Origin of the sequence: Flavobacterium piscis (assembly GCF_001686925.1) — a bacterium.
GTDB lineage: Bacteria > Bacteroidota > Bacteroidia > Flavobacteriales > Flavobacteriaceae > Flavobacterium > Flavobacterium piscis.
Genome location: NZ_LVEN01000027.1, coordinates 565,383 through 579,086 on the forward strand (window position 1 = coordinate 565,383; position 13,704 = coordinate 579,086).

At 35.1% G+C, this 13,704-nt stretch carries 12 protein-coding genes; 10 read left to right on the forward strand and 2 right to left on the reverse strand.

The window, feature by feature from the left end; all coding sequences use genetic code 11:
* Positions 1 to 66 precede the first annotated feature (66 nt).
* From FLP_RS12825 to FLP_RS12850, 6 genes are all read left to right on the forward strand, one after another.
* Positions 67 to 1,239, forward strand: coding sequence for a glycoside hydrolase 5 family protein (locus FLP_RS12825; protein WP_065449882.1), 1,173 nt, complete (start codon positions 67 to 69; stop codon positions 1,237 to 1,239).
* A 344-nt stretch (positions 1,240 to 1,583) separates the two neighbouring features.
* Positions 1,584 to 2,624 (forward strand): glycoside hydrolase family 43 protein, encoded by a 1,041-nt coding sequence (locus FLP_RS12830; protein WP_065449883.1) that lies wholly within the window; start codon positions 1,584 to 1,586, stop codon positions 2,622 to 2,624.
* A gap of 212 nt (positions 2,625 to 2,836) precedes the next feature.
* Positions 2,837 to 4,648, forward strand: coding sequence for a glycoside hydrolase family 2 protein (locus FLP_RS12835; RefSeq protein WP_065449884.1), 1,812 nt, complete (start codon positions 2,837 to 2,839; stop codon positions 4,646 to 4,648).
* Between the two features lie 428 nt (positions 4,649 to 5,076).
* Positions 5,077 to 6,105, forward strand: coding sequence for a glycoside hydrolase family 43 protein (locus FLP_RS12840; RefSeq protein WP_065450289.1), 1,029 nt, complete (start codon positions 5,077 to 5,079; stop codon positions 6,103 to 6,105).
* A 23-nt stretch (positions 6,106 to 6,128) separates the two neighbouring features.
* Positions 6,129 to 7,304, forward strand: coding sequence for an aldose epimerase family protein (locus FLP_RS12845; RefSeq protein ID WP_065449885.1), 1,176 nt, complete (start codon positions 6,129 to 6,131; stop codon positions 7,302 to 7,304).
* Between the two features lie 1,025 nt (positions 7,305 to 8,329).
* The gene (locus tag FLP_RS12850) at positions 8,330 to 9,307 is read left to right on the forward strand and encodes a glycoside hydrolase family 43 protein (protein ID WP_065449886.1); all 978 of its coding nucleotides are present in this window, start codon (positions 8,330 to 8,332) and stop codon (positions 9,305 to 9,307) included.
* 38 nt (positions 9,308 to 9,345) lie between these two features.
* On the opposite strand, the gene FLP_RS12855 is transcribed toward FLP_RS12850, so the two are convergent.
* Positions 9,346 to 9,828, reverse strand: a complete 483-nt coding sequence (locus FLP_RS12855) for a hypothetical protein (RefSeq protein WP_065449887.1) — start codon at positions 9,826 to 9,828, stop codon at positions 9,346 to 9,348.
* A 217-nt stretch (positions 9,829 to 10,045) separates the two neighbouring features.
* Between FLP_RS12855 and FLP_RS12860 the strand changes: the two genes are divergently transcribed.
* From FLP_RS12860 to FLP_RS12875, 4 genes are all read left to right on the forward strand, one after another.
* Positions 10,046 to 11,005 (forward strand): YheT family hydrolase, encoded by a 960-nt coding sequence (locus FLP_RS12860; protein WP_065449888.1) that lies wholly within the window; start codon positions 10,046 to 10,048, stop codon positions 11,003 to 11,005.
* A 199-nt stretch (positions 11,006 to 11,204) separates the two neighbouring features.
* A complete protein-coding gene (locus FLP_RS12865; RefSeq protein ID WP_065449889.1) occupies positions 11,205 to 12,410 on the forward strand; it encodes an outer membrane protein assembly factor BamB in 1,206 nt (401 codons plus the stop codon).
* Between the two features lie 260 nt (positions 12,411 to 12,670).
* Positions 12,671 to 12,862 (forward strand): cold-shock protein, encoded by a 192-nt coding sequence (locus FLP_RS12870; protein ID WP_065449890.1) that lies wholly within the window; start codon positions 12,671 to 12,673, stop codon positions 12,860 to 12,862.
* A gap of 123 nt (positions 12,863 to 12,985) precedes the next feature.
* Complete coding sequence (locus FLP_RS12875; protein ID WP_243397589.1) at positions 12,986 to 13,339, forward strand: nuclear transport factor 2 family protein; 354 nt, start codon at positions 12,986 to 12,988, stop codon at positions 13,337 to 13,339.
* Between the two features lie 31 nt (positions 13,340 to 13,370).
* Here the strand turns inward: FLP_RS12875 and FLP_RS12880 are convergent, their stop codons facing one another.
* Positions 13,371 to 13,592: a hypothetical protein gene (locus tag FLP_RS12880; protein WP_065449892.1), complete on the reverse strand. Its 222-nt coding sequence runs from the start codon at positions 13,590 to 13,592 to the stop codon at positions 13,371 to 13,373.
* Positions 13,593 to 13,704: the final 112 nt, after the last annotated feature.

Below are 13,704 nucleotides of genomic sequence, written 5' to 3' on the forward strand. Positions count from 1 at the left end.
GAATCAGATGCAGTAAATCTGATTCCCTTATAAAAAGAACGATTGTTCATAATAACAAAATTTATAATGAAAAAAGTAAAATTGTGTCTGACATTAATGTTGGCAGGACTAGTATTGCTTAGTTGCAACAACAAAAAAAAGAATCCCGAAGAAAGTAAAAGTGAAACCGCTGCAATCGAAAAAAGAGAAATCTGGACAAAAGATCAGGCCAATACATGGTATGCAGAACAACCCTGGTTAGTAGGAGCAAATTATTATCCTAGCACAGCTATAAATCAGTTAGAGATGTGGCAGGAAGATACTTTTGATCCCAAAAGAATCGATCAGGAATTGGGCTGGGCAGAAGGTATTGGTATGAATGTAATGCGCGTTTACCTGCACGATTTATTGCATGAGCAAGATGCCGAAGGTCTTTACAAAGGCATGAATACATTTTTGGAAATTGCAGATAAACACCACATTAAAACACTGTTTGTTTTATTTGATTCGTGCTGGGATCCTTTTCCTGCTTTAGGCAAACAACGTGCACCAAAACCCTACACACACAATTCAGGCTGGGTACAAAGTCCGGGACAAAAAGTATTACAGGACAAAACACAATATCCTCGTTTAGAAAAATATGTAAAAGAAACCGTTGCAAAGTTCAAAGACGACAAACGTATTTTGGGTTGGGATGTCTGGAACGAACCGGATAATATGACGGGACCATCGTATGAAAAAATCGAAATCAAAAACAAAGTCGATTTGATTTTGCCGCTTTTAAAAGATGTTTTTGTCTGGGCAAGAGAAAGCAATCCGTCGCAGCCTTTAACATCAGGTGTTTGGGTAGGAGACTGGAGTGATGAAGCAAAGATGAAACCAATGCACAAAATGCAGATCGAACAATCGGATGTGGTTTCTTTTCACAACTATAATACACCTGCAGATTTCGAAAAAGTGATCAAACAATTGCAGCGTTACGGAAAACCGTTATTGTGTACAGAATATATGGCAAGACCAAACGGAAGCACTTTTGAAGGATTTTTGCCAATTGCAAAAAAATACAATGTGGGCATGATCAACTGGGGTTTTGTTGACGGAAAAACACAAACCAAATATGCCTGGGACAGCTGGACTAAAAAATACGATGCAGAGCCAAAACTTTGGTTTCACGAAGTACTTAAAAACGACGGAACGCCTTATATAAAAGCAGAAACTGATTTGATTAAAAAGATGACTTCTGAGGCGAATAAAAAATAGATTGTTAGACTTCTTAGATTTTTAGAAAACTAGATTTTTTGCCACAGATTTCACTGATTTAAAGGATTTGTTTCATTATAAAATAGCCACGAATTCACGAATTTTTTCTATGTATTGTATACAATCATTCGTGGCAAAAAAAAAATAAACACATAGAAACATAGGTTTATTGTTTCTTTTTAAGATTGTTTAAAAAAATCTCGTTTTTCAACCATAGCTATGTGTTTTATTATAAGTGAAACGACTTTTAACCGTACCAAAAAGCTATGTTTCTATGTGTTTAAAAAAAATCATTTCGAATCATTTAATCTGTGGCAAAAAAAAACATTTTAATAGTAAGCAAAATGGGAAAATATAAAATAAAACAGCTCTTATTCATTATTATGCTAGCCGTAGGTTTTTCCGCGAAAGCGCAACAGCCCGATCCGCCGGGACAAGTAAAAGGAAATGAAAAACCTAAAAATGAAGCCTATCTTTTTGCGCATATGACGCACAACGATTACGGCAAATTGTATTATTCCGTTAGTCTTGATGGTTTGCATTGGGAAAACTTAAACAGCGGAAAAAGAGTTTTTGAAGATTATAAAGGACACCCCGATATCTGCAAAGGTCCGGACGGGAAATACTACATTGCAGGAAACACTGGCGACGATGCAAAAACAATCAATATCTGGGTTTCAGAGGATTTAATTACCTGGAAAAAACACTCAGATTATACGCCGGATTTAAAAAGTACGCCAGATTATTCGAATGCCTTACAACGAATTGGTGCTCCCAAATTATACTACGACAAAGACTCAGAAAAGTTTATCATGACCTGGCACACGCCGCATCTTGATGGTACAAAAGAAGATCCGGAACGTTATTGGGCAAGTCAGCGAACTTTATATGTTTTGTCTAAAGACTTAAAAACTTTCGAAGGAACTCCAAAACGTTTGTTCGACTGGGATATGGGAACCATAGATGTTTTTATTCGTAAAGTAGGTGATTCCTATTACGCTGTAATTAAAGATGAAACCTATCCCACTTTATACTGGACAACCGGAAAAACCATCCGAATTGCCAAATCAAAATCACTTTTAGGACCTTACTCTTTGCCCCAACAATCGATTAGTCCCAACTTTAGAGAAGCGCCAATGCTGATTCCTTCGCCTGATGATAAAATATGGTACATGTATTACGAGCAATATCCGGGAGTTTCTTACGGTTTATCAATTGCAGATAATCTCAACGGACCTTGGTTTCAGGCCTCAGGTTACACTTTTTTTGCCGATTGGGATAAATACAGTTTTCCTGAAAAAGTACGTCATGGCTGTATGATCACCATTTCAAAAAAAGAATATGATGGCTTGGTGAAGAAATTTGGCCTCGTTAAAAAGTTATGAAATTATGAATTATGAATTATGAGTTCTGAGTTATGAGTGAGGATTGGGGTCAATTCATAATTCATAACTCCAAACTCATAACTCAAAAAAATGGTTAGTTAAGTTAGTGTTTGAAATTACCAGACTATGTGGATATAGTCTGGTAATTTATTTAGTAAAGAAGAAATTGAAATGGCAATACTTTTTAAAAGCATTGCACAAAACAAGATATAATGAATAAAAAAACAACTGTTTTACTGGCGCTTTTTATAAGCTGTCTGGTTCATGCACAATGGAAACCACAGGGAGATAAAATCAAAACTAAATGGTCGGAGCAGGTTGATCCTAATAAAACATTACCGGAATATCCCCGTCCGATTATGGAGCGCAGCCAATGGAAAAATTTAAATGGTTTATGGAATTATGCCATTCAGGAATTTGGAAAAAAAGCACCTTCAAAATATGACGGGCAAATTTTGGTTCCGTTTGCGGTCGAATCCAGTTTGTCCGGAGTGATGAAAGATGTGGGAGCAAAAAATGAACTTTGGTATGAAACCCATTTTTCGCTTGAATCCAACTGGAACGGTAAAAATATTCTTTTGCATTTTGGAGCCGTAGACTGGAAAACAGAAGTATTTATTAATGATGTAAAAGTAGGTTCGCATACAGGAGGTTACACACCATTTTCGTTTGATATTACTCCTTTTATCCAAAAAGGAAAAAATCAAAAACTGGTGGTAAAAGTGTGGGATCCTTCAAATGATGGTCCACAGCCAAGAGGCAAACAAGTAAAAAATCCTGAAGGAATCTGGTACACGCCGGTAACCGGAATTTGGCAAACGGTTTGGATAGAACCGGTAAATGCTAAAAATATTACAACGCTCAAAACAACTCCAAATATTGATCAGAATACCATAAGTATCAAAGCAGATGTTGCGGGTGCGGAAGCTGGAGATTTAGTTGAAATTACTGTTTTTGATGGCGAGGCAGCAATTGCAAAAGAAAAAGCGGTTATTGGTGAAAGCAATGATATTGTATTAAATAACCCGAAATTATGGTCGCCGGAGAGTCCGTTTTTATATCAGACAAAAATTCGTTTAATCAGTAATAATAAAGTGGTTGACGAAGTGAAAAGCTATTTTGCGATGCGAAAAATTGCGTCAAAAAGAGATGAAAACGGCATCGTGAGAATGCAGTTAAATAACAAAGACTATTTTCAGTTTGGCCCGTTAGATCAGGGTTGGTGGCCAGACGGTTTGTATACGGCGCCAACAGACGAAGCTTTGAAATATGATATTATTAAAACAAAAGAATTAGGTTTTAATATGATTCGCAAGCACGTAAAAGTCGAACCGGAACGTTGGTACACACACTGCGATCAGTTAGGGATTTTGGTTTGGCAGGATATGCCAAGCGGAGACGAACAGCCGCTTTGGCAAAACAGAAAATATTTTGAAGGAACCGAATTACAGCGTTCAGCAAAATCAGAAGAAATCTACAGAAAAGAATGGCGGGAAATAATGGACCATTTGTATTCTTATCCAAGTATTGTGGTCTGGGTTCCGTTTAACGAAGCCTGGGGACAATTTAAAACGGTAGAAATTACCGAATGGACAAAAAATCACGACCCAAGCAGATTAACGAATTCATCAAGCGGCGGAAATCATTTTCAAACCGGAGATATTTTGGATTTACACAATTATCCTGGACCGGAAATGTATTTGTATGATGCCAGAAGAATCACTGTTTTAGGAGAATACGGCGGAATTGGTTTGCCACTCGAAGGCCATTTATGGAGAGCAAATGACAATTGGGGTTACGTTAAATTCAAAAATGAAAATGAAGTAACAGCCGAATACATCAAATATGCTAAAATCCTGAAAAACTATGTAAAAACAGGATTTTCGGCAGCAGTTTATACACAAACAACAGATGTCGAAGGCGAAGTAAACGGTTTCATGACCTACGACAGAAAAGTAGACAAAATGGATTTTAAAGCGGTGAATAAAATTAATACTGAAGTTATTGATGCTTTGAATCATTAAATAAGAGTTTTCTAGTATGAAGCAACTTTGTAGTTTCAAACTTTGACAAAGTTTACTTGAGAAAGTAAACAGCTCCAGTTTGTCATTTCGACGAAGGAGAAATCACACTCGGGATTCGACAAAAATTAGCGATTTGATTGCGGAATTTCTAGTGTGATTTCTCCTTCGTCGAAATGACAAAATTGTACCCTAATTTAATTTCGATCTTCAAACATTGCCCGTGGTTTCAACCACGGGATCGCAATAAAAGGTGTGATAATATTGCACCCCGTGGTTGAAACCACGGACAATGTTTGACAAGTTTAATCGACAAAAATTGCATTCTCGTTGCGGAGTTAATTGTGGGATTTTCTCTTTAGGAATGACAAAAATACGTTTATCAATTTGTGCTTAAAAATACACACAACAACAACAACAACAAATATAAAATGAAAAAATACATATTACTATTTTTACTGGCGATTGTTTCAACTGGATATTCACAGCAAAAAACATTCACAAATCCCATTTTACCATCGGGTGCAGATCCTTACAGCACGTATTACAAAGGATATTACTATTACACGAATACTTTGCAAAATCGATTGGAACTTTGGAAAACAAAAGATCTAGCTGATCTGAAAAATGCTGAAAGTAAAGTTATTTGGACGGCTCCAAAAGGAACCGATTATTCGGCAGATATCTGGGCACCTGAATTTCATATCATCAACGGAAAATGGTATTGTTATTTTGCAGCCGATAATGGCGACAACAACAATCACAGAATGTATGTTTTAGAAAATAAATCATCAGATCCGTTTAAAGGAAATTTTGTATTTAAAGGAAAAATCGCTGCCAAAACCGACAAATGGGCAATTGACGGAAATGTCTTTGAACATAAAAAACAATTGTACATGATCTGGGCAGGATGGGAAGGCGATACTAACGGACAGCAGAATATCTATATCGCCAAAATGAAAAATCCGCTTGAAATAGAAGGCGATCGTGTTATGATTTCTGCGCCAACAAACGATTGGGAAACACATGGAGCTTTGCATGATGATATTAATCCGGCACAGGTAAATGTAAACGAAGGACCTCAGTTTTTATCCAGAAACGGTAAAATATTCATAGTGTTTTCGGCGAGCGGCTGCTGGACCGATTTCTACGCTCTGGGTTTATTAACTTTTAATGGTGGAGATAACTTATTAGACCGATCGGCATGGAAAAAATCTCCTGAACCTATTTTCAAACAATCCGATAAAAACAAAGTCTATGCTCCGGGACACAATTCTTTCTTTAAATCTCCTGACGGAAAAGAGGACTGGATTTTATACCACGCCAATTCGAATCCGGGAGAAGGATGCGGCAATAAAAGATCACCAAGAATGCAGAAAATCGATTGGGATGCCAACGGATTTCCGGTTTTGGGAGAACCTGTAAGCGAGGCAACTAAATTGGCGCTGCCATCAAATTAGAAAACATCTTAAAAAATATAAAAATGAGAAATATTCAGATAGCGGCTGTTATCATGCTGGCACTTCTTCAATTTAATTGTAAAGACGCTAAAAAAGAAAATGCCCCATCAAAAGAAACTGCTGAAAAAATAGCAGATTCGGCAAAAACAGTTTTAGAAACTAAAAACTTCGATACGATAATTGATGGTAAAAAAGTGAATTTATTTTGGATAGAAAACCAAGGAATCAAAGCGGCTTTTACCAATTACGGAGGAAGATTAGTGGGACTTTGGGTGGCTGATAAAAACGGAAAACCAACCGATGTTGTCGTTGGAATGAACAGTGCAGCAGGCTTTAAAAACGCAACAGAACCTTATTTTGGAGCAACTATTGGAAGAGTTGGAAACCGAATTGCAAAAGGAAAATTTACATTGGAAGGAAAACAATATCAGGTGCCGCTCAACAATGGAAAAAATGCATTGCATGGTGGTGTGAAAGGGTTTCAGGATGTGGTTTGGGACGCTGTCAAAACGAACGAAAATACGTTGGTTTTTAGTTATGTTTCACCAGATGGAGAACAAGGTTTTCCGGGGAATTTAAAGGTAAAAGTAACTTACACAATTGCAGATGATAATTCGGTAAAAATGGAATATGAAGCGACAACTGATAAAACTACCGTTGTTAATTTAACCAATCACGCTTTTTTTAATTTGAATGGGGAAGGAAACGGAACGATTTTAAATCACGAATTACAAATTTATGCCAATGAATTTACACCGGTGGATGAAGGTTTAATTCCGAATGGAGAACTGAAAGAGGTAAAAAATACCCCATTTGATTTTACTTCAAAACATACGATTGGAGAACGCATTGAAACCAAAGACGAGCAGTTAAAATTCGGAAAAGGATACGATCACAATTATGTTCTCAACGGAACAAAGAAAAACGGACTGAATCATGCTGCAACAATTTCAGGAGACAAATCAGGGATTGTAATGGATATTTTTACCCAAGAACCTGGATTGCAATTTTACAGCGGAAATTTTATGAAGTCTAAAAACACCTTTAAATCAGGTTCGAAAGATGATTTTAGAACAGCATTTGCTTTAGAAACACAACATTTTCCGGATGCACCCAATCAGCCAAAATTTGCAACGATTGTTTTAAAACCGGGACAAAAATATCATACGGTTTCTTATTATCAGTTTTCTGTGAAATGAGAAAAGTTTAACCGCAAAGAGCGCTAAGAATTACGCAATGAACGCAAAGATTAGCGTGCTTTATGGTGAAAATTGTAAAGTTAAAAGTACGCGTTTAACCACAGAGAGCACAAAGATTTTCACAAAGCTCTCAAAGGTATTTCAAAGTACAGCTTTGTGAACTCTGTGTTTTTCAACATCATCTAAACGCAATTTAAAATAAAACTTTGCGCACTTTATGGTAAAAATTGTAAAGTTAAAAGAACGTGTTTAACCACAGAGAACACAAAGGTTTTCACAAAGCTCTCAAAGGTATTTCAAAGTACAGCTTTGTGAACTCTGTGTTTTTCAACATCATCTAAACGCAATTTAAAATAAAACTTTGCGCACTTTGTGGTAAAAATATAAAGTTAAAAGTACGGGTTTAACCACAGAGAGCACAAAGGTTTTCACAAAGCTCTCAAAGGTATTTCAAAGTACAGCTTTGTGAACTCTGTGTTTTTCAATATCATCTAAACGCAATTTAAAATAAAACTTTGCGCGCTTTGTGTAAAAAATTATAAAGTTAAAAGAACGCGTTTAACCACAGAGAGCACAAAGATTTTCGCAAAGCTCTCAAAGCCATTTCAAAATACAGCTTCGTGAACTCTGTGTTTTTCAACATCATCTAAACGCAATTTAAAATAAAACTTTGCGCGCTTTGTGTTAAAAATTATAAAGTTAAAAGTACGTTTAACCACAGAGAGCACAAAGATTTTCACAAAGCTCTCAAAGGTATTTCAAAGTACAGCTTTGTGAACTCTGTGTTTTTCAACATCATCTAAACGCAATTTGAAGTAAAAATTTGCGCGCTTTGTGTAAAAAATTATAAAGTTAAAAGAACGTTTAACCACAGAGAGCACAAAGATTTTCACAAAGCTCTCAAAGGTATTTCAAAGTACAGCTTTGTGAACTCTGTGTTTTTCAACATCATCTAAACGCAATTTAAAGTAAAACTTTGCGCACTTTGCGGTTAAAAAAAACTATAAAAACTAAAACCAAAAACTATGAAAAAAATATTAAGTTTAATGACATTACTCTGCTTTTTTACAGCCTGCTCGCAGGAAAAAAATACAGATAAACCCAAAGAAGAAATCCAAAAAAGTACTATTTTATTGGCAGATCCTACGATTTTTTATCATAGCGGGGTCTATTATTTATACGGCACTACATCGGGAAATATACCAAATGGCGAAGGTTTTCAGGTCTATACATCATCGGATTTAAAAGACTGGAAAGGACCGGTTGGAGCACAAAATGGCCTGGCTTTGAAAAAAGGAGATTCTTATGGAGATAAAGGCTTTTGGGCACCGCAGGTTCTTTCGTATAATAACAAATTTTATATGATTTATACGGCCAATGAAAATATTGCTACAGCAGTTAGTGACAGTCCGTTGGGACCATTTAAGAGTGAAACAAAAGAACCAATTATTAAAACCGGAAACCAGATTGATCCTTTTGTTTTTATCGATGAGGATGGCAAAAAATATTTATATTTTGTGAAATTAACGAACGGAAACCGAATTTTTGCAGCCGAAATCAATGATGATCTTCAAAGTATTAAACCAGAAACGTTAACCGAGTGTATCTCAGGAACTTTGCCTTGGGAAAACACTGAAAACACAAATTGGCCGGTTACAGAAGGACCAACAGTTTTAAAACACAACGGTTTGTATTATCTGATTTATTCGGCAAACGATTTTAGAAATATCGATTATGCAGTAGGTTATGCTACGAGTAAAAGTCCGTTTGGTCCTTGGGAAAAATCAAAAGACAGTCCGATTATTAGTCGAAAAAACACCAACCAGAACGGAATTGGTCACGGCGATATTTTTTGGGACAAAGACCAGAAAATGCATTATGTGTTGCATACGCATTTTAGTGCAAGCGCCGTTTCTCCGCGAAAAGCCGCCATTATTGATGTTGAGTTTGTAGGGAATGAATTAAAAGCAGTCAATAATAGTTTTAATTTTTTGAAAAACTAAAACTATTATGATCAGGCACTAATTATGACAGTTCGTAATTAGTGCTTTTTGTTTTCAAGCTGTACTTTAAATTTACCCCAAAAAGGATTATCAGCCATTTGCGAATGTCCAATTACAAGAATGTAGTTTCCTTTTTGTGTGAGAGGAATATTCAAATCCATTCCAAAAGGACCATCTGAGGCATTATCAGGAGAAATAATTTGGTTGAAACGAATGTTTCCTTTTCCCGTAGTAGGAACAATGTTAGCTTTTAGATCGCCTAAATCTTCGTTTTTAAATTTAACGTAAACTCTTGGATGAATAGAGTCTATTAAACCTTCGGCTGTAAAGAACCCCTTTTCGTTTTTAAAATTCATAAAGATGGTGTCGCCTGTTTGCAGGTTCTCTTTTTCATTTTCTTTCTCCTTTTCATTTTCATTTGTGGCAATGGAATCTGTAGCCGCAACAGGAGCTTTCTTATTTTCTTTTTGCTGACATGAAAAAAAGAAAACTGATAATAAAAGCATTAGTAAATTTTTCATAATAATATTTTTTTAGTAAAACATCTCAAAACTAGTTCATTTTTGAGTCGTTTTTGTTACATAATAGCATTTGTATTTTGTAATATCCGGATCAAATACATTATTTTATATGATGACGAATGTATTAATTTTCTTTAAAATAAAATAAAAGAGACAGTTTTAAATTACTTGTGGATTGATTTATTAGCTTTGTAGAACCACCACAAATTTTCTTATCATGCCAGTAATTGAACAATCAGAATATAATTTTCCTTCTATTATTCATCGGAACAGGCACGTTTCTACTATTTATGCTGCGTTGTTTAAAAAGTTTGACGCTCCGGGATACACTCGTGAGAAAATAGAGTTAAATGATGGAGATTTTATCAATATTGATTTTATCATCAATGATCCTAAAAAAGCAGTTATTTTATGCCATGGTCTGGAAGGGGATTCCCGTAGAACGTATAATAATAGTTGTGCCGTTTATTTTCAGCAGAAAGATTTTTCAGTTTTCGCCTGGAACAATCGTACTTGTGGCGGAGAAATGAATCGTTTACCCAGACTTTATCATCACGGTGCAGTAGATGATCTTGATGAAGTGGTTCAGTTTGTTTTGCAAAAAGGATTTGAAGATGTTTATTTGATTGGATATTCGATGGGAGGGGTGCAGCTTTTGAATTACTTTGGATGGACAAAAATCGATGAGCGCATAAAGGCAGGAGTCTGTATTTCGGTTCCTACGCATATTGCCACAAGTGCTGCTATTCTCAAACAAGGTTTCAACAGGGTGTATTTAAAGAATTTTACAATTGATATTAAGAAAAAGCTGAAATACAAAGCAGCACAATTTCCTGATTTTATCAACAGCGATCAAATTGACAGTATTACTTCTTTTGACGAAGTCGACCATTATTTTACCGCGCCGCTGCATGGTTTTGCCAGTCGGGATGATTATTATGAGCGTGTATCTCCTGAATTTTCGCTTAAAGATATTACTACTCCGGTCTTAATTCTTAATTCTCTTGATGATCCTTTTTTAGGAGAAAGATGTTATCCCAGAGCAATAGCGCAAGAAAGTGACTATGTGTATCTTGAAACGCCAAAATATGGGGGACATTGTGCTTTTCCGTTGCGAGATTCGATGTATTCTTATGCAGAGAAAAGAGCGTATGGTTTTTTTGAATCCTATAAATAACCACCAGATAACCGCTAAAACTCCATAATAAATTTTTACTATATTTGACCTCGATATTGGTTTATTTATTGAATTGAGTACATTGAATTTTAATGTTTTAATTCCTTTTTAAGCTGTCTTTTTTATTGAAAAAGCTGTATTTGAAACAGTATTTTCATGAAGAAAAAAGAAATCGAATGATCAAACCTCAATTTTAAAAATGAAAAAAACACTAATAACGCTTTTATTTGTATTTACGGTTGTTACTATGTTTGGGCAAACAGCAGCTGTATCAAAATCCGGTAAAACTAATTATTCTAACAATAAAATTTTAACCATCAATGATATGGTTACGAATAAGGTTATAAATCCGCTTAAAAAAGTGGCTTTAGATGGTCAATCGATCCTGATTTATGATTATGATGGTTCGCTTATGTCGTTTAATTTAGAATCGGAAGCCTTTAACTGGACGGTTAAAGCAAGCGATTCTCATACTGAAATGTGCGCCAATCAGGTAACGCTAAAAGACGGCGTAATTTATGTTCCTTTTATTAATGGTGAAATTTTTGCAATTGATAACAAAACCGGTCAAATTTTCTGGAAATCAAGATTAGGGAATATTACAGATCAAATTATACTAAAAAATCAAATCCCGGTCATTGATGAAGGAAAACTGTTTATAACCACCCAGGATCCCAATAACAACATTTATGCTCTTGACATAAAGGATGGCAATTTGATCTGGAACTACAAACTTGATGCAACAGACAATGACATTCCGGTGCTCTTTTTCGACAACAAAGTTTTTACCCAAAGCGGAACGAATTTTTATAGTTTTGAAGCCAATACAGGAAAACTTCTTGCACAAAAAAGTTTTGAGGAAGCCATACACGGAAAGGCTGTAACAGATGGTGAAAATGTTTTTGTAGCCAATGAAAAAAATGTGCTTTTTGCCCTAAATCCAAATAACCTGGATATTTTATGGCAATTTAAATTAGATGAAAATCAGCATAATATTAAAGACCGCATATTCAGCAAAGACAAAAAAGTATATTTTGCAGATCAGGGCCCGGAAGTTTCTTCAGTTTACGCTTTAGATTCAAAAACAGGAACTCAAATTTGGAAAACAGACTTTAAAGGTGACAATATCGAATATATTGTTGAGGAAAGTGATAATGCGTGGGGATATACCCGTAAAGGAAAATTGTTTCAGATAGATATGGCAAATGGTGAAATAGCATTCGAAATAAAACTATCCACTTTACCAATTTCGAATCTTGAATTTGCAGAGGATAATTACTTGTATTATTATTCTGATGCTGCCTTGATTCAATTTGAATTTAGTACAAAAGACGAAAACGAAGTCTATCTGAGAACTTCGATTAAGGACGACGTATATAGTGCTTATCTAAAAATATTGCGATAACAAAAACAAAAAGAAGCTGTTTCAGTACAAAATAGCTTCTTTTTTTTTTGGCATTTTTTTTTGGTCGATTTATTAATTTTACGATCGAATAACCTGATTTTAGGGAGAATAAATATGTTTTTCAAGTTGGTTTAGTTAAGCAATTCTAGTGCTAAAATAAAAAAATGCATTTTTTTTTAATCTAATTTACTCTTTTTCAGTATCGTAATGATAAATGTAGTACATTTATGACCAATATATGATCAATAAATAATATCAAGATGCAAGAAGGTACAGTAAAATTCTTTAATGAAGAAAAAGGTTTTGGATTTATTACTCCAAAAAACGGTGGAAGTGAAATTTTTGTTCACGTTTCAGGTTTATCAGAAAATATTCGTGAGAACGACGAAGTACGTTACGAAGTAGCAGATGGCAAAAAAGGGCCAAACGCTGTAAACGTAGTTGTCATCTAATATATGATGAGAAATGATTTAAAAGTACCTGCCAAAAGCAGGTACTTTTTTTTTGGATACTAAACACATCAAATCCGGATCTATAATGTTCGGATCATTTTGCAAAATAGTTAAGTATAAAAGATGATGGATAATAAAGCAATACTGGAAAAAGCAAATGCAGCCGTTAGCAGTGGTGATAATGAAGGTTTTTTATCCTTTTGCACTGATGATACAAAATGGACATTTGTTGGTGATCAAACCCTGCAAGGAAAGCAAGCAGTTCGCGAATATATGGCAGCAGAATATCTGGAACCTCCAAAATTCAGGGTTGAAAATCTAATCGCCGAAGGTGATTTTGTTACAGCAATAGGTACAATTAGTCTGAAAGACAAGAGCGGTAAATTGGTCAATTATGATTATAGCGACATCTGGCGATTTCGCGATGGTAAAATGGCCGAATTAAAAGCTTTTGTTATCGAAGTCAGTTCGAAATAATTTTTTCGATTGATTTTTTATATATAAAAATCTAGTTTTCTATTTTCGACTTAGTCTGTGATGTGGTAATGTCATTACTTTTTGTCTCATATGAATTGGAACATGGAGAAGTATTTTCCGAAAGGTCATCCCAGTGTCCCCAGTCTCCAGTATATTGTTTTCTGTATACCAAGTCGCTTTTATTACCGTAAATCAGACTTTCGTAAGGGCATTTTTTTAGATTTTTGTCGTTGTTTGGGGCTGAATTATTCATGACGTTTACTTTTAGATGTTTAAGGAACTCAAAATTAGACATATACAGGTATCTTTTTTTATATCAAAACGTTTATTTGTTGTAGAATTCTCACCTTTTAGAAATTAAACAT